Below are 25,822 nucleotides of genomic sequence, written 5' to 3' on the forward strand. Positions count from 1 at the left end.
AAATTATTCTTTCTTATATTTCGCATAAAAACCATCAGTATCGGCATATATTGCATAAAATCCATATTCTTCCGCTTTTTTTATTGATGATTTGATGTATTGTCTTCCCCATGATGTAATTGCCTTTGCACATTCGAATGAATACCATCTGAAGCGAGGAAAACCATAGATTCCATACATGGTATTGGCCAGTCTTTTGATGGCCTGCTGCTGTACATCCAAAGCTATCCTTTCCTGAGGATCATCAGACGCCTTCATCTGACGCTTGATTCTGAACCTTTCCTGCAATATCTTATCGATGACAGATGGAATAAATCCCTGTGGAGATTTTTTGAATTTTATGCCATGTTCCGGAGAAATGTTATAATCCTCCTCGTTTTCAACTTTCCCCAAATTCATCACATCCGGAGAAATGTTTTTTGAAATGATTATGCTCGGATACAGGCTTCTGAAATCGAACTGAACCAGATTCTCATGAAGACCCTTTTCAGGTTCCCTTACATATCCACCTTCATTGTCTTCAGCTGAAGCACGGTCCGCAAAGTTTGATCCCTGTTTGTTCGGCACGACCTCTCCGTCAAAATAAGCCTGCTTTACCAAAAACCATTCAGCCTGCTGGCCTGTTGCCATACGTGATACGTCAAAAAGTGGCTGACCTATAATACGGGTAAGCTCCAGGTTAAGCGGCAAGGTCTGTTCCGCAATTTTTAAGGTGGACACCACATCGTCAAGGGAATAATCAAACAATGTATCCAGTTCATCGCCTTCGTTATCCCAGAACTCCCAGATGCGGTCACCTGGAACATCAATCTTTTCTTCACCAAACAGTTCATAATAAACCCTTTCCAAGGTATACCTGTCCAGGGTCATGTATCTTCTCATTACAAGGTATAAATCAACATGAATCAACCCTTTGAAGGATGCGGCATTTGAGTATCCTCTTCTGATGAATTTGATATCGGACTCATCCATTCCAATATCCAAATCAACGCCCAGTATCTTTGCACGGTCTTTCAGATATGGGAAATCGAAATTATCCGAATTGTAGCCAACGATGATGTCAACGTTGTTGTCCTTGATGATTTTGACGAACTCTTCAATCATTTCCTTTTCAGAAGACACCTGATTTACAAAGTCATCCCTATCCTTAGAGTTTGTTTTGGTGGATATGACCTGATTGATGCCGAAATTGCTGGCCATCCCAATCATGATGATTTCATCTTCTGCAGAATCCGGCATTCCGTGAGGGTTTCTCACTTCCAAATCGAAGCTCAATATCCTGAAATTTTGGGGATATTCCTTCACCCTCTCAAGCCTGTCGGTCAGCCTGATTATTTTGATGTCCTGCTTTGTTGAATCCAAATCCATGAATGTTTCGAGTTCCTCCCCAACTGCTATGACTTCAGTCATCGGAATAACATCCCTGTCCATCAAGTAGCGCCTGTAAAATGGAATGTCGAATTCCCTTATTTGAATCACGCTTTCCAGATCCCTTAAGGCATCACGATTTTTAGCCAACACCTGAGGATGCCTGAATGTGACTTTTACAAATTCCGATTCGATTTGAAAATCCTTTTTGATTACCTTTTCAACACAGACAACGTCAATATTGTCTTCAATTTCACTAACACACTCATCAACATCATCAGACATCACATAAAGATAAGGCTCAAAGGTGTCATCTATCAATATTATGTTTTCGTCGCCTTTTTTTGAAAACAGTCTTATTACAGGTTTTTCCTCATATGTAACGTAATCTATATCCAAAATTACCACATTTTCCTGCATTCATTCATCCCCCAGAATATATTCCTTTCTATAACTATCTAAAACGACATAAGTGACTCCCAAAATCAAAGGTCCAACAATAAAACCGACTATTCCATAGACAAGAGGTCCTGACAGAAATCCTACAAGCAATATGAGCGGATGGATATCTGCATAATGGCTTGAAAGAGCTGGCCTTATGTACATGTCTATTGTGCTTAGGAAAAATCCGAAAAGTAGAACTACAGCTGCCCTTGGATAGTTTCCGGAAAGAATATCCATAAAGAACAATGCCCAATAGATAGGCCACGGACCGAATACTGGAATAAGCTGCAGTATACCTGTCAGCACACCTAAAAAGATTCCAAAGGGATATCCCAGAAGGGAATATCCTATCGCTCCGAATATTCCAATTATCACTGAAGTCAGGAAGTGTCCGTAGAAAATGCTTTTCAGGACATCCTTTACGGATTCAACTGTTTTGTCAAAGAAGTCCTTTGAATCATCAGGAACAAATGATCTTATAAATTCAAAGCAGTTATCCCCGTCACGGGCGAAGTAGAACACTGAACAGACTAAAATAAACAGGTCAAGAGTAATATTCATTAGACTGCTTACGAACTTGACAAGATAATTCAGCAGAAATTTTCCAATCTCCTGAACCGATGAGTTGAGTGATGATGAGATTGAGTTTACATCAAAACTCCACGGCAGATAAGAGGATAGCGATGACAATACTCCATTGATATCGGCGTATGTGGCGGAAGACGATGCTCCGGACAATATCGCTATAAGTTCCATGACTATATATGCAACCAGCAGTATCAAAGGCACCAGGATAACTATCATAGCAAGCAATATCGACAAGGAGCTGTATTTGAGCTTTGACTGGATTTTACGGGCCACCGGCCTTACTCCATAAGCCAGGATGGCACCCAATATAATCATGTTCAAAACGGGAAAGACAATCATCAGTGAGACAATCACTAAAAACAATACCAGAAGCACTGGCGGAGTCAGGTGTTTTTTAATGTCAATTCCCATTTTATCAATCCCTTTTAGTATTTCACGCCGGAAGCGTCCCTTCTGTATTTTGCAAATTCAGTTATTTGTGATATCTTTTCGTTTTCAAAAACCGGCCCTTCAACACAGATTCTCCAGCCTTCGCTGTCGACACAACATTGACCGCACACTCCCAGTGCACATTTCATGTATCTTTCAAGGGAATATTGGCCAGATATCCCCGCATCCTCAAGGATATCAAAGATTCCTTTCATCATTATCTCAGGGCCGCAGACAAATGCATAATCGTAAGTCGAATCTTCAAGCAAATCGCTAAGACAATTTGTTGCAAAACCTTCAAATCCGAAGCTTCCATCATCAGTGCATGGGTAAACACTTACACCCTGCTTTTCAAGGGAATCCAAAAACAGCAATTCATCCTTTGTTTGAGCAGCTGAAATCACACTTACATCATTATTTTTGGCCAAGTCGCTGGCTATGACATTAATTGGAGCCATTCCCACTCCACCGCCAATGGCAATGATCTTTTTGCCTTCAAATGAGTTGTCAAAACCATGCCCATAACTGCCTCTAACGCCGATTGGATCTCCTATTTTTAAATCATGCAGCTGAGAGGTGAACTCCCCAATGTTTTTAACGCTTATTGCAAGCTCTCCGTCATTAATTTGTGAAATGGACATTGGCTTTTCATTATTGAAATTCCAAATCATTAAAAATTCGCCGGGATTAGGCTTTCCAAGTGTTTCAAAATCCCAATCAAATTTAAAAGTTTTGATAGTAGGAGTTTCAGTGACAATCTCTTTAATTTCAACGATTTTCGGTTCATTAATCATGTGCAATCCCCACCATTTCATCAATTGAAGAATAACCCTTATCCTTCATGAATTTTTCCAATCCTTGGTTGATTTTACTGAATACCTCAACACCTTCATCCATTATTGCAGTGCCTATCTGGACTGCACGGGCACCTGCAAAGATGAATTCCACAACATCCTCAAAGGTATAGATTCCGCCAACGCCGATCAATGGAATGTCAACCGCCTCATAAACTGAATAGACGTTGCTTACTGCAATAGGCTTTATTGCCCTGCCGCTCATTCCGCCGGACTTATGGAAGAGAACCGGTTTTGCAACATCAATGTTGATTTTCATTCCCGGACCCAACGTGTTGATTAAGGACAGACAGTCCGCTCCGGCATCCTCACATGTCATTGCAATTTCAGTAATGTCAGTCACATTCGGTGTCAATTTAGCAATTATAGGTACCTCGGAAGCGTCTTTTGCAGCCGCCACGATGGTATGGCTCAAGTTACAGTCCTGACCGATTGACGCTCCATAGCCCTCCATCGCATGAGGACATGAAATGTTGAGTTCAATCATGTCGACATGCTCCTGAACTTCCTCCACAAGCTGTGAAAATTCAGAGGGGTTTGCCCCATATATTGAAGCGATAATGACATTATTGTCACGGTCAATCCTTTTCAGTTCTTCCTTGAAATTCTCAACGCCCGGATTTGAAAGGCCGATTGCATTCAGGATTCCTCCATCAACCGCTACGGTTGTCGGGTTAGGATAGCCCGGATGAGGATTCAGTGAAAATGATTTGGATACGACTCCTCCAGCACCTGATTTTAAAATCCAATTCATTGATGAGGCATTGCTTCCCATAATTCCTGCAGCCAGCATCAAGGGATTTCTAAATTCCACTCCGCAAACATTTGTTTTCAACATAATATCAACTTTGTAATTAATTGTTTAATTAGTTTTTGTAAATTTATCAATGATTTCCTGATATTTTTCATTCTGCAATTTCAAACTTATTATATTTGTTTTATTGGATTTTACTGTTTCTTCATTTGATTTAATCAAATTTGCAATTTGCTCATCCTGCTTTTGTATTATGGCATCCTTTTGGGCAAGCAAATTCTCATATGTTTTAGAGATTTTTTTGAGTTGGACATCAAGATTCTCGGTATTCCTGCCTAACTGCTCCTTATAGTCATCAATCAGGGACCTCAGGTACTTCACCTGGTCGTGCTTGTCGTCGATGATTGATTCCTTTTCTTCAATCTTTTCCTGCAAGTCATCAAGCTCATTGATTCTTGCCTTGTCGTAATCGATTTTTGTGTCGAGCTTATCCTCCAAATTCTTTTTTTCGTATTTTAATTTGGTGGAATAAAGTTTCAGCTTGTTGATCTGCTCATTTTTTTCCTGAAGCTCCATATTGAGCTCATCGATTTCTGCATTCTTAAGTTCCAACTCATATCTTAAATCATCCAAACTCTCTTTTGACATACAGTTAATAGTTTAAATTTCATGATAAAAATAGTTTAAAGATATTTTAGAATAATGTTTAAAAAAAGTTTTTAAATGAATAGAGCCAGAATCGAATGATTCCAACCCCATTAATTCAATACAAATTCATGAGAAAAAAATTCTCAATTATAATATATAAATCAACATATATATAAATTTACCATATATTCCCTGAATATAAATGTAGGAAGAACCCCACTAGAGAGAAAATACCAAAACTCTTTCCTTTGCATTCAACAACTAATTACCGCCCTAGAAATTAATTATTTAAGAATCATAACAACGATTTTCATAATTTCTAAAGTTAATTCAACAAACATTATCCAATCTTTTTTCATTAGAAAACCTTCGAATTTGTATTGAGATATTTTAAGCTTAAGTGGTCAAAACCTACAATACCCATATTAAATCAATTAATATATAAATTAAACAGTTTATAGTCATTTAATATTTATTTAAACTTATTAAATTGTGTTAAAATATAAAAATTGCATCGAATATGTAATTTTCAAAATATTGAAAATGCTTATTAGAAATAAAATAGATAATTAATCTTATGGAATGCTATATTACTTATTGCGTTAAGGGATTTCTGGCCTTTAACAGTGAAAACGAATTAATCTCAGAAAAGTTATTTCCGGAAAAGGAAATACTCAACAGATTGGCCGATATCGATGACAAAAAAATCGTGCCCGAAGAAATGGAAATAATCGATGAAGTCTCAAAGGACTGCGACGAAATCATAATCGAATCCAATAAAAGAAAGTCAGATTACGGCAATGAGAAAGTCGTCATTAAAAATCCGAATCCCGCAGGAGAATACTTAAGAAGCAATTATGAGGAATTCGGATTGAACAATGAGGAAATAACCGAAATCTATAGAAATTTGGCGATTTACAAAATTAAAAAAGAATCCGCCTCTGAAGACAAGCACCTGATTCAGGCAATCAATACCATCGATGAGATTGATGAAAGCATTTCCAAACAGATTGAAAGAATCCGTGAATGGTATGCATTGTATTTCCCTGAAATGGATGTTATCAAAAACAATGAAACCTACATCAAGCTGATTTCCCAAAACAAGACCAAGGAAGAAATCATCAATGCCAAACCTGAAGCGTTTCCAGGCGACATAATCGATCTGGAAGAGGACATCAATCCGAAAGACATAGAAATAATGAACAATTATGCAAATTCAATCTATGAAATGCAGCAGACAAGAAAGAACCTTGAGGAATATGTTGACTTTAAAATGCAGGACATTGCACCTAACTTGAGATTGTTGGTAGGATCATCTCTCGCAGCCAAACTGATTTCACATGCAGGAGGGCTTAAGAGGCTTGCAGTCTATCCGTCAAGTACCGTCCAGATAATGGGTGCCGAAAAGGCATTGTTCAGGCACCTGAAAAGCGGAGACCGCCCACCGAAATACGGTTTGATATACCAGCACCCGCAGGTTCGCGGAGCAAAATGGTGGAACCGTGGAAAAATTGCCAGGATGCTTGCAGGAATGATATCACATGCCGCAAGACGGGACGTCTTTACCAAGACATTCGATGAAAATGCCTTTGATGAATTTATCGAGAAAGCTGAAGAAATTGAAAAGAACAATCCTTTTCCAACCAAGACCACCAAAAAACGAAAGGAAGAAAGGTCAAAGGGAAAAAACAAGAAGAGAAAAGGTAAAAAGAAAAGGAGAAGGAGGTAAAACATGAAAGTTTATTTCAAGGATGGAAATGTTGCAACCAAAAATTTGACTCCGGGAATATCAGTCTATGGAGAGGAGTTGATCCAGGAAGATGAGGAATACAGAATATGGAATCCCCGACGTTCAAAATTGGCTGCAGCGCTGTTGAACGGACTGGAAAATTTAAAGCTTGATGACACCTCAAAAGTACTGTACCTTGGCGCTTCAACAGGAACAACCGTTTCACACATTTCCGACATTGTAACCAATGGAAGGATATATGCAGTCGAATTTTCACCGACTACCGCCAAAAAACTGGTTCAGCTTTCACGCCAGAGGCCAAACATTGCTCCGATTTTGGGTGATGCAACAAAACCTAAAGGATACCTCAACATTGTTGAAAAGACAGACCTTGTGTACTGCGATGTTGCCCAGCCAACACAGACCGAACTTTTCATGAGAAATATGAATCTGTTCAGCAGGTATGATGGGACCGGCCTTTTGATGATTAAGGCCAGGAGCATCGATGTTGTTCAAAAGCCTAAAAAGGTATTCAAGGAGCAGGAAAAGAAATTGAAAGAAAAAGGCTTTAAAATCATTGAAAAAGTGAAGCTGGAGCCTTACGAAAAGGACCATATTGCATTACTCGTGGAAAAAAATTTCTAAAAAAATCATGGCGATTACACCTAAAAACGAATGAAAAGATAACTCTCAAAAATATTATCCTTCAAAGTTTTATAAAAAAGAATAAAGATTTACTTAATTTTATATATATATCAATTAAACAGATATAAATTATATAAATGATTTTTTTATACACATGGAGGGATTTTTATTAGGCATAAATTTATATTAGCTACAATTATTTTATTTGCCTTACTCACTTTATCATGCATAAGTGCAGCAGACAACAATGCAACTGCCGAAATAATAAAGCAGGATAACGGTATTAATGCTGATGAAATAATAGCACAAGACAACGATATAAATACTGAAGAAATACTATCAAATGGAGAAAATGAAGTTAACGATTTTTCAACTTTAAATACTGAAATTGCAAACTCGACAACTGACACAATACAATTAACAAAAAATTACACTTATAATCCTGAAAACGATACAAATTATACAAACGGAATTATAATCAGCAAAGCCGATTTCACTGTTGACGGACAAGGACACACCATCAACGGAGCCGGAATTGCTAGAATATTCAATATTACGGCAAACAATGTAACAATAAGCAACCTTATATTCATCAACGGTAATTCAGACATGGGCGGAGCAATATATTCAAATGGACAACTCACATTGAACAATGTAACTTTCATCAACAACAGTGCTAGTGAATCAGGCGGAGCAATTTTCCAGAAGAATGCTATAATTTATTGCAATAACTCTCGCTTCATTGACAATTATGCTGAAGAAGGTTCATCAATATATTCAAGGAACACCACATTAAATGTCTGCAACTCATTTGTCACTTCAAGCATACCAAATAAATATGGCCAAATCTATGCTTCAAGTTCCAAGGCAATCATTGATAATGTGGATTTTATAAACATATCCTCTGCTTATGCGCCGGCACTATATTTTGAAAATTCTGAATCTTCAATCATCAATTCCAGATTCGTTAATTTGACTGCCAATATTAGTGCAGGAGCGATTGCCATAAAGTGGTCAGGTAACTCCTATATCAAAGGATGTGAATTCATCAACACCAAATCATTTAAGAATGCCGGTGCCATAATGGTAGATTATGGAATTAAGTCATGCAATGCAACCATAATCGATTGCGTGTTTGACAATGCTTCATCCAGGATTGGCGGTGCATATATTCAATTGGGAGGAAATCTAATCTTGAGAAATTCCAACTTCACAGACAATAAAGCCCATATTGGAGGAGGGATTTATGTCTCATTTACCAATAGCACAATTGATAATTGTATTTTTGATTCAAATCAGCTCTCCGATGACTATCCTAACAGTTATGGTGGTGCAATAGTCTGTGATATGGGCAATATGACATTGGTCAATTCCAGATTCATCAATAACTCAGCACATATGGCAAATGCAATATATGCCTGCGATTCATGGTATAATATCACCAACTGCCTATTTGCAAACAATACAAATGCAATTTTCACGGATTTCGACAAAAATGTGTGCAATCTCAACAGTAATGAATATAATAATGACAGCATAATCACCAATCAGTCATTTTATGCCCCACTATCTTTTGCAAATCCCGGATTGAATTTGACATTGATCAATAATACAATCAATGTTGGCTCTCTTCCGTCACGGTTTGATTTGCGTGATTGGGGATGGGTTTCCCCGGTTAAAAATCAAGGTAGGGCGGGTGCCTGCTGGACATTTGCTTTTGGAGAAGCATTGGAAACTGCATTTTTAAAAGCAACAGGCATAAGATATGATATCTCCGAAAATTATATCCAAAATCTCCAAATAAGATACTCTGAGTTTGGATTTTTAACATCTGATGAAGGAGGTATTGATTATTTGGCTCTGGCTAATGTTATCAATTGGTTGAGTGTCAGTGAAAAAGATGATGAATATGACGAGGTTGGAAAATTATCTGTTTTTGTTGATAGTGCAAATAAGACACGCCTTCAGGATGCTTACTTCATCATGCCGAATGCAACCGATTATGTAGGGGAGGTTAAAAAAGCAATTTTAAATTATGGTGCAGTTTCAATTAGTTATGCAAGCAGTAACGACGAACCATATTACAATGAAAAAACTTCTGCACAATATACTAATGAATCACTTTCACCAACACATGGCGTTGCCATCATCGGATGGGATGATAACTACTCTACAGATAACTTTTTAATTACTCCTCCTGGAAATGGCGCATGGATTGTCAAAAACAGTTGGGGAACCGACTGGGGAGATGAAGGATATTTCTACTTATCCTACTATGAAAAATCATTTTTCACCCCTGATTCGGATACCGGCATTATTTATCCTTTCACGGCCTGCATTTTCACTAATGCTATTGATTACCATGTAAATTACCAGACTGATTTAACCGGTTTATATGATTTTGACAGTAATTATACCCAATATTGCAATGAATTCACTGCAGAGTATGATGATTTGATTGCCAGTGTTGGAACATTCTTCAACCAGCCAGGCATCAATTATTCCTTTGACATTTACGTGAACACAAATCTGGTCTACTCTCAAAGTGGCATAAGTGAGTTTGCAGGATACCGGACAATTGTCTTAAGCAATTATGTTCCCGTTAAAAAAGGAGACAAGTTTAAAGTTGTCTTTAAAAGCAATGCCATTCCTTATGAAGCACACTCAAGAAATCATTATATTCATGGAATGTCATTTGTAAGTGCCAACGGCAGTACATGGAGCGATATCACTTTAAAAAACAAGACCGTTTGCCTTAAGGTCTATACTGTCTCTGATGATAGTGTTATAGTTGACAATAATGATATCAGTATTGATTATGGTAGCGGATCATCTTTTTCAGTTAAAGTCATGACTGGTGATGGTCGAAACATAGGCGCAGGAGCATCCGTTAACTTCACAATCAACAGAAATACAATAACAGTTCTAACAAATCATGACGGAATTGCCAAATTGGAGATTAATGAAGCTCCAGGACTTTATTCTATTGAAACTACCTACAACAATCACACATATCAAAACAATGTCACTGTTAAATTGAATTTAAGCACCTGCAAAGTCATCAACAGCAAGAACATTAAAGTTGATTACAGTGGAGGATCTTATTTCACTGTCAAGGTGGTTTCTGAAAATGGCAAAGTAGCCGCAGTCGGTGCTTCAGTTACCTTTAAAATCAACGGCAAAACCAGTACGTTTAAAACAAACAAAGATGGAATAGCAAAAATAAAAATAACAGATGTTCCTGGAAAATACACAATGACAACCACATTCAACGGTAAAACCTACAAAAACACCGTTACCGTAAAGCACGTATTGAGCGCAAGCAAAGTGACTATCAAAAAGACTGCCAAGAAATTTACATTGAAAGCAAAACTTAAAATCAACGGCAAACTTGTAAAAGGTAAACAGATAACTTTCAAGTTCAACGGCAAAACCTACAAGGTCAAAACCAACTCCAAAGGAATTGCACAAAAAACATTGAACAAAAAAGTTATCAAAAAGCTCAGGAAAAGCAAAACCTACACTGTCAAAGTGACTTACCTCAAAGATACAATAAAAACAACAGTTAAATTAAAATAGATGAATTCCATCTATTTTTTATTTTTTTAAATCATAATAAAAAAATATAAAGAGAAACCAACAAATTTATAAAGTGAAAATAAAAATTAAAAAGTTTAAAACAATTTAATTTTTCAAGGCATTGCCAAAAAGAAATGAACTACGGCAATAGCCAAAAACGTATTCCCACAATACCCAAACAAATATCACCACCATAAAAATTACCCAATTGAAAACATCAAAAAATTTATCCATATCGAATTAACAATCAATAATTTTACAACACAAACTATCCAAATCAGGAACATGTAAAAGTTCAAATCAAAATCAGCAAAATATTAAAGGAAAACTCAAAATAAATTTTTTAAAATTAACCAAATTCCAAAACAAGGCCACTACAAAAAAGGCAATAATGCATTGCCAATATAAGAAAAAACTTTGAAAAAATCACCTGATTTTTGAGTGATAATCAACCAGAAAATAGCTCTAAGAAAAATAAAATCTTACTACAAAAATCGCCAAAAAGTATTACTTAGATAGCTTTTTATACTATAAAATTAAATATTATAATTGCTAATGCAAATAAAATAAAAGTTCATTGAAACGTCCTTTAGGTTGATTCACTCTATTAATCACTCCATTTAACTCATACCTAAAGGCATGAACTTATTTTTATTTAAAACTAATTTTAAAAAAACTTTTTTTAAAAGATTAATTTACTGTTTTTAATTAAAAAAGTATTACTCCATTAAAGCTAAATTTTCATATAGATTTATAGCACAAATCAAAAAATTGATTGATTAAAACACAATCTATAAAATTAATTTTACATCATATATGACATAATACGGCAAAAACAAAATTGATTTTAAAATGCAATTGTGAATTGAAACATATATGAAGCAGTTCGCCACATGCTGAAAATTTCAATGCTATGGAAAAATAGTCGTGAAAAAACTATCAAAATAATCTATTTATCAATTAATTAAAATAATTGAAATCATGAAACTATTAAAATAAATAAACATGATTATAAAATAAATGAAGTTAAGATTGAAAAATAGAATAGTGTGTCTAGATAGATAGATGAACTTATATTTTTTTGGAAATCACGTCAAAAATGCTTTTTGCAATCTCCCTTTTTGAAGCCAGAGGAACTGTCAAAACCTCATCGTCAACAATCAGGACCTCATTGTCATCGGATCCGAACTGACAATTCTCCTTTGAAATGTCATTGGCTATAACCAGATCCGTTCCGGCATCGGCAATCTGTTTGCGGGCACAGCTAATAATCTCATCTTTTGAAATATTGAACTCCGCCTTGAAACCGACAAGGAAAATATCAGGATTGATGTCCTTAATCTGGCGAATGATTTTAGTTGTTGGCTTTAAATTTAAAAAAAGAGAACTGGAAGAATCAATTTTCTTATCTGATTTTTTTCTGAATTCAAAATCTGAAACCGCAGCGGCAGATATGAAAATGTCACAATCAGGAACCAACCTTAAAATAGCCTCATTCATTTCACTGCTTGTCTCAACGCGAATGACATCAAAAACATAAGGGATCTCGACGCTGACATTGGCGACAACCAATGTTAACTCAGCACCCCTGATATATGCTTCCTTTGCAAGAGCCAAACCCATCTTGCCGGAAGATTTATTAGTAATGCCCCTTACTGAATCAATAGGTTCATAAGTCCCTCCAAGACTTATCAAAATCTTTTTGCCTTTAATCATGCCAATCATTTATTTAAATTAATGGTCCTTAAAGATTCAAGAACTATATCCTCTTTTGAAGGGAATTTAGCTTTGCCCTCATCCATTCTAGGCTTGATGAAAGATGCTGAACCTTCATCCTTTATTTTATCGATGTTTTCCTTGACTGCACGATACATTGAATCATGCATAGACGGAACAAAGATAATCGGAGTGTCATGGCCCTGGGCAGTAATCAGCAATGTTGAAATGGGATTGTCTGCAATCTTATGAGCAAATTTGGAAATGGTGTTTGCTGTGGCCGGAGCGACAAGTATCAAATCTTCCTGTGAATATTTGACATGCTCTATTTTGCCTGTCAGTTTGGTTACGACATCATGGCCTGTAGCGAATTCCATCGCATTCGGATGAATGATTTCACATGCGGAATCGCTCATGAAACATTTAACTTCCACACCGTTTCTTCTAAGCTCACGTGCCAATTTGATGGATTCGGTAGCTGCAATGCTACCGGTAACACATAAAACAATCATTTAAACACCTTAAGTGATTTGAATATCTGATAGGATATAATCGAATACGTATAAATTTTGTTCGAACTGGTTTATTGGAGCACTATATAATAAAACATAGGCCTGACCGCCTTTTTCAAACCAAACAGCCTTGTGTTCACGTTCCACACCATTCTGATTTGAAGTGTAGATGTATTCAACTGCCTGCCTATCGCCGATTATAGATTCACCGGAAGAAACCAGCTTGAATGAAGAATCATACTGCATGGAGTTGTAGGTGGAATTTACAAATGTGTGGAAATCCCCTTCAATCGGCTTTTTCTCAAAGTTAATGTTGACCTGACCGACTCCTGCAGAATCTATTGAATCCAGTTTTGAAATTGACATTATTGAATAATTTGACTTGGCCTGTGAAACCCCCCAATCTGAAGGATATTTTATAACCAATCCGCCTTTTGATAAAGTTAGAACTTTTTCATCATTTGCCTTATTTTCAGCACTGACACTTGAAACCAAAAACATGATGAGAATAATTGCTATAATACTTCCTTTTAAAATTTTACCTTTCATAAAATCACCTTAATCATTACCCAGATGTCCCCTCACTTGAACTTGAGGAATCCCTGCCCGATGAATCACTTCCACTATCCGACGAACTTGAGGAATCACTGCTCGAGGAATCACTGCTACTACTACTATCACTTGATGAACTGGAACTGGATTGAGAACTGGATTGGGAACTGTCCGACGAGTCATCAGTAGTTGTAGTTGTGGTTGTAGTCGTAGTTGTGGTTGTAGTTTCAACCTGATTGTCATCATTATTGTCAGTTGTCTTGCTGTCGGCCTGAGTATAATTTGAAGTGTCAGTAAAATTAGTGTGTGTAGTATTATTTACAACAGCAACAATTTCAGGGAATGCTGTATCTTCAACAGTAGCAACAACACCGGAATTGGCAACTGATTCGGAATCCAAATTAAAGATACCGTAAGCTACACCTGCACCGAATGCAATTACAAGCACCAATAAGGTTATTGCTGTAAAAGTACCGCTGCTCATTGAGGACTTTTTCTTTTTATTATATTTTGCATCATCCTTTTTAGGATTTATAATATACTTTTGAACTAAATCTTGTTCTTGCTTTTTCTTATAATTGGTAGGTTTTTTACTTCTTTTTTTAGTTTTAGCAGTTGACTTACCCTGCATGGATCTAATACGCTTAGTCGCTTCCATTGCATCAATAGAATTTAATTTATCTTCATATTTAGAACGGAAATATTTGTATTTTCCAGCAGAAATCTTGCCAGACTTATAATCTGCTTCCAAACTATTCATAACTTGAAGAAGTTTATCTCTATCTTCTGACATTCCTACCCTCCCTGAAATTATTATACTTTAAATTATATTCAAACATTAATTTAAATGTTACCTAAAATTCAGGATAGGAACCTAAAACTTTTAAAAAATAAGTGTTTTCATCAATCTCATCAAGGATATCTTTAATAATTGCATCATCTTTATGACCATAAAAGTCAATGAAAAACAGATATCTTCCCAAACCCTTTTTTGAAGGCCGGGATTCAATTTTGGTCAAGTTTATGTTATTCTTTTGGAAAATCCCCAAAATATTATAGAGTTCACCCGGACGGTCCTCATATATGGAAAAAATGATTGAGGTCTTGTCACTGCCTGTCGGCTCATGGTCACTGTTAGAAACGACAATGAACCTTGTTTCGTTATTGTCCATGTCCTGAATGTTGGGCTTGAGAATTTCCAAACCATATAATTCCGCAGCCTTTGCGTTACCTATCGCCGCCTTGGACTTGTCCCCAATGATATTCTTGGCGGCATTTGCCGTGCTTATGGCATAATGGGGCTGGATTCCATTTCGGCTTATGAATTCCTGACATTGTGCAATAGCCTGCTGATGGGAATAGACATCCTCAATGTCATCCATCACACATCCCGGATTGACAATAAGATTCTGATTGATCGGAATGATTATTTCCTTGAATATTTTCAAGTCGAATTTATGGGCAAGGGAATCCAATGTCACGCCAACAGGTCCCTCAATTGAGTTTTCGATTGGAACGACACCATATTCGGTTTCATCATTTGCCACGCTTTCCATCACTGCAGGAATTGTACAGTATGGAATCAGCTCTTCTCCAATCATACCGGCCGCTTCATGAGTGAATGTTCCTTTTGGTCCTAAAAATGATATTAATGTAATGCTAATCACCCAAAAAAAATAAAAAAAAGTTGATATTTAAGATTCTAATTTTTCAATCAGCCTTAAAATATCAGTTTGTGTTATGATACCAACTAAATCATTGCCTTCAACAACAGGTAAGCCATTATATCCGGTTTCAATCATTACATTCGCCACCTCAGAGATGGTTGCATCCCTTGAAGTGACAGTCGGATTTGAAGACATGATATATTCAACCAAAACCTCCTTGATTTGAGATTTCTGGTATTTTTCAGGCACCTTTTTTCTAAAGTCTATGAAAGCCCTCATCAGGTCTTTAGAAGTGAGCATACCCACCAATTCATCGTCTTCAACAACCGGCAATCTGCCCACATGATCTTCAATCATGAGCCTTCTTGCGTGAACAAGTCTTTCAGTTGGTGAGACCACTGTCAAATCCTTTGTCATTATCTCTTTAACAGTAATCTTATCAAAAGCAATTCCTACAGCAAGGGTAACAAAATCGGCCTTGGATACAATTCCGACCATCTTTCCGTCATCATTCATGACAGGAACGGAACCGATACCATTTTCCAACATTAATTTTGCTACTTCATCCAATTGCATAGTTTCAGGAACTGTAAATACGTCTTTAACCATTACAGATGAAATATGAAGTCTTGATGCAGGCATACTTTCATATTTTGAGGAACCGAGTTTAGCGGCAATGTCCCTTTCGGAAATAATGCCGACCAATTCCTTATTATTGGTTACAGGCAAACGTGAAACGTTATGTTTGCGCAACAATTTCAAAGCATCAGAAAGATTTTGATCTTTGTCTATGGTAATTATATCCTCAGACATCAAATTCTTAATTTGCATATTATCATCTCCTAAAAATGTTTTAATATCTTTTAACTGCGTTCAATATGTCTCTTTCAGTAATAATTCCAATTACTTTATCATTTTTAATAACTGGGACTCCACCAATATTGTTTTCGGAAAAGAGTTCGCATAACTCTCCGATAGTCATGGTAGGTTCAACTGTAATTGGCTCTTCAACCATGATGTCTGAAATTTTAGTCTGGTCCAGCACATCGGTTGCCAAATTGGAATTCAAATGGTCAAAAAGCTCTTTTGCATTGAAGAATCTTATGACATCAGTGGAAGTCAGGATACCTAAAAGTTTTTTGGCAGCTTTGGATATGTCAGCTTCACCGCCGACAATTGGAATTCTCCTTAAACCGTTCCTAACCATGATTTTACATGCGTCTCCCAAGGAAGTTCCAGGAGTTGTGTTGAACACTTTGGTAGTCATGTAATCCTGTACAATGTCTTTTCCTGCAACGCCAGCCAATGATAAGGCAATATCCCTTTCGGTTACGATACCTGCGAGTTTTTCATCAGCATCGATGATTGGTATAGCACCTAACTGGTTGGATAACATTGCTTCAATTGTATCTCCAATGGAAGCTTTGTTTGAAACTGAAATCAGATCACGAGTCATGATTTCTTTTACTGGTTCGTTGATAGCTGCAAGGAAATTATCTTGGTATTTTTTTTCTATGATATTGAATTTTTTTCCTCCACCAAAGAAATCCAATATATCCATTACAGTCACAATACCTAATAATTTGCCAGAACCAGGATCTGTGATTGGTAATCTTCTAAATTCATGTTCCATCATTACTTTTGCAGTGTCCTTGATACTTTTTGAAGGAGGAATTGAAACTACATCCCTAGTAGCAATAGCCATTATGTCTCCTTCCCTATCATGAACTTTGGTTTCACGTTCAACTGCTCCAGTATTTGATTTTCTGTTAATAGATGTTTTATCTTTCATTTACACACCTCATTTACAATTGCTATCATCAAAATAAAAATCAATCAATATCAAAACAAAAATTCACTCAATATCCAAAATCTTATGGATTTGAGGAATGGTGGAAACTTCAAAATATTGCCCAACAACTTCGGAAAACTCAAATAATTTAAAATTAATGTCTTTCCATTCTCCTAACGGACTAGAAGGTTGGATAATTATTTTAAGGTTGCTTTTGTTTGAAATATTTTGTGATAATTTTTCAACTACCCCTTTAAATGACTTTATTTTTGTTGATGGCAATATAACTACTTTACAATATACATTTATTGATTTTTTTATTAATAAATTTAATGATTTAATCTCATTTAAAAAAATGGAATTATCAAAATCACCATCAAAATGCTCAGGCAACTTTATATCCAGAGAAACGATGTCCAATTTATCAATGGAGTTAATATTCTCCGGAAAAGTACCGTTTGTCTCAAGCATTATTTTAAGATTAAAATTTTTAGCCACCTCAGAAATGAATTGAGGATATAGGCTCGGCTCACCTCCAGTAAATGATATGCTTTTGCAATCGGGAGTGATGAGTTTCTCTATTTCACTTACAACCTCATCAGGAGTCATCAGCACTCCGGATTTCTCGGATTTACTGTCATTGGTGTCGCAATAGTTGCAGTTCAGGTTGCATCCTGCGAACCTGACGAATATTTGCCTTTCACCTATCAAAAGGCCCTCGCCCTGAAAACTTGAAAAAATTTCAATTATTGGAGCTTTCATCATAAGTCTTCCCTATATTCCGCACCTTGCCCTATTCCCTCGTTCACGCACACTACAACATATTTAATGTTGTCATATGTTTCAGATAGTTTCTTGGCCAATGTCTTGGCGAAAAACATGGACAGTTCCTCTGCGGAAGAGTACGGCAGAGGCAGAAATACGCAGTCGACAGAAGGTATTGTGTATCCCTTGCCGTCGATTTTGAAGTATACTGATTTTTGCTTTTGCAAATCGAATATGGAATCTTTCTCTTTGTCGAAATCCTTGAATTCGATTAGATCATTATACACTGGAATCAACAGCCTGTGGTCCAGTTCGTCACAGATTGCTCTAGTGTAGCTTTTAACGTCCTTGAAGTCCACTATGAAATCGAATTTTCCTGCCCTTTCACCTTCTATTTCAACGTCAACGAAATAGGAGTGCCCATGTATGAATCCGCACAATTCATGTCCAGGGATTACGTGAGCGGAGGAGAATCTTAAATTTGATTGAATACCGTTAATTAAAATTTTCATCCTAACACCTTGGTTTTGCTTATGTCGTTTTCGATTGTTTCCAGCTCATCAGTGAATCTGGAAACTGTATCGTTTATTAATTCTAATAGATTATCTTCATTGAATACCTGCCGGCCATCCACCTTAATGTCATAGAGTCCGATGGTGTCCACATCATCCGGAGTTCCCTTATCCTCAAGGTTGAGCGCAAAGTGTATCTTAGCGGAGCTCAAGGACACTGAAGCGATGGATATTGACAGTTTCCTGCCGTCGACAAAAATATCGTCGCCCTCCCTTCTTGTAGAGATTTCCTTTTCAGTGAGGATTTCCCTGAAAATCATCACAAGGAGCCTTTGGCGAAGATATGCAACCCTCATGTTTGTAGGCTGCTGGTCGAAGAATTCGCATATGAAATTGACCATGTAATTGGATTTGATTTCAAGTCCCACATCAGCGAAGTCCTTCAGGTTGTCGGGGGTGATGTTGACCGGACCTATCCATGTGACTATTGATGATCCGTATATGCCAAATTCCTGGAATGCCCATGACGGGTTGATTTGGCTTCCGTCGTATTCAAAAATTTCATCAACATGCTTATGAGTAATAGTCATATCAAAACCTCAAATCTTTACACTATAATATATGAAGATTTAACCATTAATAAATTAATCGAAAAATTGCAAAAAATGAATCAGTTCATCATTACTGGCATATGCATTATGGCGAACATGAGGATACCAATGACAAGTGCAAGAATAATTGAAATCACGATCAATTAAATTAATGAAAAATAGTCAAAGTATAGAATAAAAATAGATTATTTAAATTTAATTGTTTAAAAAATAAAAAGGAAAAATAGTGTTAATGAGAAACACTATTTTTTGATTTTCACTTTACCTTTCACCTTGTTCTTATGGTAAGAAGCAACGAAAGAGTACTTTTTACCCTTCTTGAGTTTCTTAAGCACTGATTTCTTCTTGATAGTTACCTTAGCAATACCCTTCTTGTTGGTTTTAGCGGAGTACTTTTTGCCCTTGAACTTGAAGACAATCTTCTTGCCCTTAATGGCCTTGCCGTTAGTCCATTTGAGTTTAGCCTTAAGAACTATCATTTTGCCTTTCTTGACTGAAACAATCTTTTTGACAAGTTTAAGAGTTTGTTTAACTTGCAGTTTATTGTAAACCTTGTAGTTCTTATACTCAGCCATCACCTTATACTTTTTAGGGTTCAGGTTAATCTTCAACTTAGCGAGACCATTCTTGTTGGTCTTACTTACATAGTGGATTGTGTTGACGTAAATGTCAATGATTTCACCCTCTCCAACAGGATTGCCGTCATCGCCTATGACAAGAACAGTGTAGTAAGTTCCATCCATGAAGTCCATGGTAATGTCCTTGTTATGGATCAGTCTAGGAACAACCTTAAGTCCTTTGGTTACTGTTTCACCAGTCACTGGGTTGTATGAAGTGACATTGTATTCACCAACATCCAAGTGGGAAGTGGTTAGTTTTGCCACACCGTGTTTTTCAGTCAATACAGTGTAGGATTTGCCGTTGATAGTGAATGTCACGTTAACTCCTTCCAATGCATTACCGAACTTGTCAAGGAATACCGCTTCGTAATCATATATACTGTTCCAGCCTCTCACAAGTTGTTCAACGGCATTGATTGTAGGAATGTCAATAGCAACGTTGATATGTGACTTGGTATTTGTTCCAGCATACTTGTCATCACCACTGTAAGTCACATCAACATCATATGAACCTACAGGAAGATCATTAACGTTCACAACAGCAGTACCATTTTCAACCTTAGCAGGTATAGTCTGATTGCCCACCCTAACTGTCACATTACCTGTAGCATCATCAGGAAGTTTGACTGTGATTGTGCCGTTTTCACCGACTTTCACATCAGGCGCAGTAACATTCACAGGATATCCTGTCACTTTAGGAATGTCAACAGTCTGGTTTTGAGTAACTGGGTTTTTACCGTCATCATATATTACGGTAACGTTCTGTTCACCAGGCTGAGCATCTGTCACATAGACTGTAGCAGTGCCGTTTTCAACCTTAGCGGTGTATGGAGTTCCGTTCACGACAACAGTCACATTACCAGTCGCATTGTCTGACACTTTAACAGTTATTGGAGTTTCAGTGCCGTTGTTTGCGCCTGCTTCAAGAGTGATCTTAGGATGCACTACAAATACTTTAGAGGCAACGCTTCTGTTATAATTATCATCACCAGCATAAGTTACGATAGCAGTGTTTTCGCCTGTCTTAAGACCCGCCACATTGAATGTTGCCTTACCTTCATTCAAGTCAGCATAGTAGTATGTTCCGCTTACATTAATCAGCACCATGCCAGTAGCGCCAGGAGTTACATTGACGTTAATGACTTCAGTATCTCCTACAGTGATGTTGTGAACATCCAAATCAACAGTTGAAGGTTTCTTGCTTACTGTGAAGTTAGCAGTGTTTTTGCTGCCTTTATAGTAAGTGTCTCCATCATAGATTACAGTTACACTGTAATCCCTAGCCATCAATTCACCGGCAGGTTTTGTGAATAACACTTGACCGTTAGCGTCGATTGGCCTTACATATTCAGTACCTGAAATCAGCTCCTTTGGTTACATTGATTATAATGTGTTCATCATCACCGATTGTAATGTTTTCCACGGTAATGTTGACTTCGGAATCCAACTTATGGTCAACATTGAAAGTGGTTTTATTGTCTATTGCCAAGTATTCATCATCACCAAGGTAGTATACTTTAGCTGTTTTTAATCCGGAGGTTAAATTGCTGATGGTGAATGTTCCTTTACCTTCTGAGATGAAGGTAGTGTAGTTGACACCATCAATCTCGATTTTAACTAAAGCAGTGATATTAGCTGAAGTTGTGATTGTCAATGTTTCAGTTTGACCTTCAGTAATGTCATGACCTGTGATTATGATTGTTGTTGACTTTTTGCTGATTGTGAATTTGGCTTCAGTGTAGTTAGCGTTATAGATGTCGTTTTCAACATACCTGATTTCAGCAGTGTAATTGCCGACCAGCAAACCGGTCACGTTGAATTTAGCAACACCATTAATCACTTCACCGTAGTAGTGTGAACCGTTAATGTTCAATAGCACTGTTCCGTTTTGAGCACTGACTGTCACGTTAATATATTCAACACTGCCCACAGTGGAGTTAGTCACACTAGCAGCGATAGTAGTATTAATCTTATTGACTGCGAAGTCAGTTGCATTCTGACTGGTGTAATAGTAAGCGTCACCTTGATAGATTGCAGTTACATGGTAGTCACGAGCAGTCAAGTTATCCTTGGAAATAGTGAATGTAGCTTTTCCAGTTGTAGAATCAACCGCTTGAGTGAATTCACGACCAAGAATCACAATAGTCACATTACCAGTAGCACCCGGAGTAACTTCAACTTCAATAATTGCATTATTACCAATTGTGATATTTTCTGCTTTAACATTTACAGTGGATTGCAGTTTATCAATCACTTTAAATGTGGTTGAGTTTCCAACTGGATCATAGTAGAAGTTTCCAGTGAAGTTCACAAGTGCAATGTATTCATTTGGAGCCAATCCAGTGACTGTGAATGTGCCTGTACCGTTTTCAACGAAAGTGTGATAAACGGTTTCACCAATAGTGATTGTTACAACTTCAGTAATGTTGACTGAGGTCTTGATTGTGAAGACTATTGGCTGACCAATCACATATTCATCATCGCATGTAACACGTTGAATGTTGCATTGGTTGAATTACCATTATAGATTGCATCTCCAACATAGACTACAGTTACATTGTACTCGCCGACAGCTAAACCGGTAATGTTTACGATTGCAACACTATCAGTTAGATTTGCATAAACACGAACTTCACCAATAGTTATCAATACGTTGCCTGTAGCGTTTTTATTCACTTCAACCTTAATCATTTCAGTTTCATCAACATAGATGTCAGTGACATTCAGTTTTATGGAAGTGTCCTTCTTATGCACTGTGAAGTTTGAAGTATTGTTGCATAATTCAAATTCAGTGTTGCCCATGAAGAATACTGACACCACATAGTCACGAGCAATCAGGTTAGGGACTTTGAAGCTGCCTTGACCATCAACTAATGTGTGAGTGTAAGCCACACCAGCAATGGTTACATATACTGTGTCATTGATTCCTTTTGTTGCATTGATTACAACAGTGATTTCATCGCCGACAGTAATGTCCTCAACTGTCACGTTGATTGAAGTCTTGGTCTTGCCTTTGACTGTAATATTGGTAGTGTCGTTTACCGCATCGTATTTAGTGTTACCTGGGAAGTAAGCGGTCACATTGTAGTTTCCGACTTTCAATCCTGATACAGTGTAGTTACCTTTGCCGTTTTCAACGAATGCAGTGTAGTTCTTACCGGCCACTTCGATTTTGACAACTTCTGTAATGTTGGCGGAAGTAGTGATTGTGAACACTACATCTTGACCTTCATAGATGTCATAACCTGTAATCTCAATAGTAGTGGCGAGCTTTGTTACAGTGAATTTTTCAACTGTTGAATTGCTGTAGTACTTGTCATCACCAATGAATGTAGCATTTACAGTGTATTCACCAATTTCCAATCCAGTAACATTTACACTTGCTTTACCATCCTTGATTTGAGCATAGTATTGAGTTCCATTGATGTTGATTAAAACATATCCCCTAGCATCGCTTTCAAGGGTTACATTAATGTATTCTGTTTCATTCACCCTAATGCTTACAACATCCAAAGTGATTGAGATATTATTCTTGTATACCTCAAATGTTGCATTAGCAGAAGATGGCAAGTACTTGTTGTCTCCACCATACATCGCTTGCACGAAGTAGTGTCCTGCAGCAAGGCCAGTCAATGTTAATGTTAAGTTGTCAGCATTGACAATGTGTCTTTCACCATTCACATAAACATCAATAGTGCCTGTTGCATCACTAGGAGCAAGTGTGAATGTGACTGTTACATTTTCACTTACTTTAATATCTGAGATACTGTTGATTCCAACTGTAGAGTTGATTTTTGAGACTATGAATGAATCCTTTCCTTCATGAGTTACAATTCTGCCAGCATCCTCTGATATGAATGAAACATGTGCAGTGTATGTGCCTGCTGGGAACTTGTAATCCAGTTTGAATGTAGCGACACTGTTGTTGCTGGTTGAATTGTAGACTAATGGGCTTTCATATGTCAAGTCACCAATCACCAAGGTTACATTTTCATCATACTCGCCTTCAACAGTCACGATAATAGTTTCATTATCCCCGACTTTGATATTCTCTGTCTTGACGTTCAAGCTGGATCCGGTAGCGTAAACCTCAAATGTTCCAGTGTTTGAAACGTTAGCCAGGTACTTGTAGTTTTCCTGATAGTTAGCTACAACACTGTAATGGCCAACAGGTTGATCAATCAGTACTAATGAACCTTTACCGTTGTTAATGTAGACAGTGTAGTTTTGCACAGTGTTCAAGTCATTGTCCTTGACACTGACGATTGCAATTCCAGTCGCATCAGCAGGTCCGGTTACGTTAATCATGATTGCTCCACCTTCAGCGACAGGTGAAGGAGTTACAACTATCAGATTTATATTAGAGTTGAGTTTGGTTACATTGAACCTGGTTGAATTGACGGATGCTGCATAGTTAGCGTCACCCTCATATTCGACTGTTACATTGTACTCGCCAACAGCCAAGTTATTGACGACAAGTTTTGCAGTGCCGTTTACTATGTTTGCATAGTAATCAGTTCCGTTAATGTCAATCAATACCACACCAGTGGTTCCGTTTGTAATCTTGATTGTGATTGTTTCATTCTTATCAACTGTAATGTCAACTGCAGTTACGTTGATGAGTGTTGCTTTCTTGTTAACGTCAAATTCGGCAGTGCTTTCATTTCCTAAGTAGTAGTCATCACCAAGATAGTATGCTGTTACATGATAGTGGCGTGCAGTCAAGTTTTCTACTGTAATGTTAGCTTTGCTGTTGTTCAACTCTACCAAGTGAGATTCACCAGCGATTGTAATCATCACATAACCTGTTGCTCCTTCAGTCACGTTAACATAGATTGTTGCATTTTCACCTACAGTGATGCTAGTCACGTTCACAGTGACTGCGGAAGGTTTTTGACCAGTTACCTCAACTACAGTGGAGTTTTGCTCAGCATCATACTTGCTGTTTCCAGCAAAGTATACATATACTGTGTGAGTTCCCTCTTCTAATCCATAGTAAGTGTAGGTTCCTTTACCGTTTTGTATGAATGTAGTGTAGTTGACACCGTCGATTTCAATAGTGATAACTTCAGTGATATTTGCTGAAGTTGTAATGTTGAATGTCTCAACTTGGCCAACTGTAATGTTGGATCCAGTTATAATGATGCTTGTCTTGAGCTTGGTCACATTGAATGATGCATTGTTTGAACTGCCATTATAATTATCATCACCCATATAGGTAGCGGTAACATTGTATGTTCCTATTCCTAAGTCATCGAATAATGCAATAGCTATGCTTGTTGCATTGTTTAATATTGCATATACTTGCAGACCAGCAATGTCAATAAGGACAACACCGGTTGCACCTTTAGTTACATTGATTGTTATAGTTTCGTTTTCACCAACGAAAATGTTTGTCACATTGATTGATAATTCGGATTTCTTCTTGAAGACTGTGAATGTAGTGTTAGTCGCATTTGACAGGTACTCGTCAGTTCCAAGGTATGTTGCAGTCACGAAGTAGTCACGTGCGATTAAGCCTGTTACTGTGAAGTTGACTTTACCGTTAGCGTCAACTGCCTTGGTTTGAGGTCTTCCTGCAATGTTAAGTGTCACTGAACCTGATGTGGCATTAACAGTTACGAATACCATTGCATTCTCACCAAGAGTGATGTTGTTGACTGAAACAGCTATTGATACCGGTGACTTGCCGGTTACATTGAATTCAGTACTGTTGTCAACCGCATTGTACTGAGTGTTTCCTGGGAAGTAAACCTTAGCAGTATAGTTTCCAGCTTCCAATCCGTAAACAGTGAATGTTCCTTTACCTTCTTTAATAAATGTTGTATGATTTGTACCGTTAACTTCAACATAAACAACCTCAGTCATGTTGGCTGAAGTAGTTATTGTGAATTCAACCGGATGACCTATTACAATTGTGCTATTTGTTGAAATAGTAATTGTAGTGGTTAGCTTAGTGATTGTCAAGTTAGTCTGCATTGCAGATGCATTGAAGTTATCATCACCACGATAAGTAATGTATGCAGTGTAGTTTCCT

At 37.2% G+C, this 25,822-nt stretch carries 22 protein-coding genes; 3 read left to right on the forward strand and 19 right to left on the reverse strand.

Annotated features, from left to right (window positions below; genetic code table 11):
• Positions 1–3: 3 nt before the first annotated feature.
• From QZ138_RS04440 to QZ138_RS04460, 5 genes are read right to left on the reverse strand one after another with little or no spacing between them, the layout of a single operon-like run.
• Positions 4–1,788 (reverse strand): DNA-directed DNA polymerase, encoded by a 1,785-nt coding sequence (locus QZ138_RS04440; RefSeq protein ID WP_292886696.1) that lies wholly within the window; start codon positions 1,786–1,788, stop codon positions 4–6.
• A complete protein-coding gene (locus QZ138_RS04445; protein WP_292886699.1) occupies positions 1,789–2,811 on the reverse strand; it encodes an AI-2E family transporter in 1,023 nt (340 codons plus the stop codon).
• Positions 2,812–2,825: 14 nt separating this feature from the next.
• Positions 2,826–3,623 (reverse strand): dihydroorotate dehydrogenase electron transfer subunit, encoded by a 798-nt coding sequence (locus QZ138_RS04450; protein ID WP_292886702.1) that lies wholly within the window; start codon positions 3,621–3,623, stop codon positions 2,826–2,828.
• Entirely contained in the window at positions 3,616–4,521 is a 906-nt protein-coding gene (locus QZ138_RS04455; protein ID WP_292886705.1) for a dihydroorotate dehydrogenase, read from the reverse strand. Before QZ138_RS04455 ends, QZ138_RS04450 begins: the two co-directional genes overlap by 8 nt.
• 24 nt (positions 4,522–4,545) lie before the next feature.
• Positions 4,546–5,085, reverse strand: coding sequence for a glycosyl transferase (locus tag QZ138_RS04460; RefSeq protein ID WP_292603540.1), 540 nt, complete (start codon positions 5,083–5,085; stop codon positions 4,546–4,548).
• A gap of 577 nt (positions 5,086–5,662) precedes the next feature.
• On the opposite strand from QZ138_RS04460, the gene QZ138_RS04465 reads away from it, so the two are divergent.
• Positions 5,663–6,814 carry an NOP5/NOP56 family protein gene (locus QZ138_RS04465; RefSeq protein ID WP_292886708.1) on the forward strand — a complete coding sequence of 384 codons (1,152 nt, stop codon included), beginning with the start codon at positions 5,663–5,665 and terminating at the stop codon, positions 6,812–6,814.
• Positions 6,815–6,817: 3 nt separating this feature from the next.
• Positions 6,818–7,459, forward strand: coding sequence for a fibrillarin-like rRNA/tRNA 2'-O-methyltransferase (locus tag QZ138_RS04470; RefSeq protein ID WP_292886711.1), 642 nt, complete (start codon positions 6,818–6,820; stop codon positions 7,457–7,459).
• A gap of 146 nt (positions 7,460–7,605) precedes the next feature.
• On the opposite strand, the gene QZ138_RS04475 is transcribed toward QZ138_RS04470, so the two are convergent.
• Entirely contained in the window at positions 7,606–7,869 is a 264-nt protein-coding gene (locus QZ138_RS04475; protein ID WP_292886713.1) for a hypothetical protein, read from the reverse strand.
• A 199-nt stretch (positions 7,870–8,068) separates the two neighbouring features.
• On the opposite strand from QZ138_RS04475, the gene QZ138_RS04480 reads away from it, so the two are divergent.
• A complete protein-coding gene (locus tag QZ138_RS04480) occupies positions 8,069–11,038 on the forward strand; it encodes a C1 family peptidase (protein WP_292886716.1) in 2,970 nt (989 codons plus the stop codon).
• Between the two features lie 1,071 nt (positions 11,039–12,109).
• On the opposite strand, the gene QZ138_RS04485 is transcribed toward QZ138_RS04480, so the two are convergent.
• From QZ138_RS04485 to QZ138_RS04545, 13 genes are all read right to left on the reverse strand, one after another.
• Entirely contained in the window at positions 12,110–12,763 is a 654-nt protein-coding gene (locus tag QZ138_RS04485; RefSeq protein WP_292886719.1) for a phosphopantothenoylcysteine decarboxylase, read from the reverse strand.
• The gene (locus QZ138_RS04490) at positions 12,760–13,266 is read right to left on the reverse strand and encodes a flavoprotein (protein WP_292886722.1); all 507 of its coding nucleotides are present in this window, start codon (positions 13,264–13,266) and stop codon (positions 12,760–12,762) included. The genes QZ138_RS04485 and QZ138_RS04490 overlap by 4 nt, the downstream gene beginning before the upstream one ends.
• Positions 13,267–13,275: 9 nt before the next feature.
• A complete protein-coding gene (locus tag QZ138_RS04495; RefSeq protein WP_292886725.1) occupies positions 13,276–13,815 on the reverse strand; it encodes a PsbP-related protein in 540 nt (179 codons plus the stop codon).
• Positions 13,816–13,831: 16 nt separating this feature from the next.
• Positions 13,832–14,611, reverse strand: a complete 780-nt coding sequence (locus tag QZ138_RS04500) for an endoglucanase (RefSeq protein ID WP_292886728.1) — start codon at positions 14,609–14,611, stop codon at positions 13,832–13,834.
• 61 nt (positions 14,612–14,672) lie between these two features.
• Positions 14,673–15,476: a prephenate dehydratase gene (pheA, locus tag QZ138_RS04505; protein WP_292886750.1), complete on the reverse strand. Its 804-nt coding sequence runs from the start codon at positions 15,474–15,476 to the stop codon at positions 14,673–14,675.
• Between the two features lie 36 nt (positions 15,477–15,512).
• On the reverse strand, positions 15,513–16,316 hold the full coding sequence (locus QZ138_RS04510) for a CBS domain-containing protein (RefSeq protein ID WP_292603612.1): 804 nt from the start codon (positions 16,314–16,316) through the stop codon (positions 15,513–15,515).
• Positions 16,317–16,338: 22 nt separating this feature from the next.
• Positions 16,339–17,277 (reverse strand): CBS domain-containing protein, encoded by a 939-nt coding sequence (locus tag QZ138_RS04515; protein ID WP_292886731.1) that lies wholly within the window; start codon positions 17,275–17,277, stop codon positions 16,339–16,341.
• A gap of 63 nt (positions 17,278–17,340) precedes the next feature.
• Complete coding sequence (locus QZ138_RS04520) at positions 17,341–18,039, reverse strand: 7-carboxy-7-deazaguanine synthase QueE (RefSeq protein WP_342765665.1); 699 nt, start codon at positions 18,037–18,039, stop codon at positions 17,341–17,343.
• Positions 18,039–18,554, reverse strand: a complete 516-nt coding sequence (locus QZ138_RS04525) for a 6-carboxytetrahydropterin synthase (RefSeq protein WP_292886737.1) — start codon at positions 18,552–18,554, stop codon at positions 18,039–18,041. Before QZ138_RS04525 ends, QZ138_RS04520 begins: the two co-directional genes overlap by 1 nt.
• Positions 18,551–19,144: a DUF366 family protein gene (locus QZ138_RS04530; RefSeq protein WP_292886740.1), complete on the reverse strand. Its 594-nt coding sequence runs from the start codon at positions 19,142–19,144 to the stop codon at positions 18,551–18,553. The genes QZ138_RS04525 and QZ138_RS04530 overlap by 4 nt, the downstream gene beginning before the upstream one ends.
• A 263-nt stretch (positions 19,145–19,407) precedes the next feature.
• The gene (locus QZ138_RS04535; protein ID WP_292886743.1) at positions 19,408–21,072 is read right to left on the reverse strand and encodes an Ig-like domain repeat protein; all 1,665 of its coding nucleotides are present in this window, start codon (positions 21,070–21,072) and stop codon (positions 19,408–19,410) included.
• 61 nt (positions 21,073–21,133) lie between these two features.
• Positions 21,134–22,255: an Ig-like domain-containing protein gene (locus QZ138_RS04540; RefSeq protein WP_292886746.1), complete on the reverse strand. Its 1,122-nt coding sequence runs from the start codon at positions 22,253–22,255 to the stop codon at positions 21,134–21,136.
• On the reverse strand, positions 22,252–25,822 hold a 3,571-nt coding region (locus QZ138_RS04545; protein WP_292886748.1), incomplete at its 5' end, for an Ig-like domain-containing protein. The genes QZ138_RS04540 and QZ138_RS04545, both read right to left, overlap by 4 nt.

It is taken from the genome of Methanobrevibacter sp. UBA212 (genome assembly GCF_905233225.1).
In the GTDB taxonomy this organism is placed as follows: domain Archaea; phylum Methanobacteriota; class Methanobacteria; order Methanobacteriales; family Methanobacteriaceae; genus Methanocatella.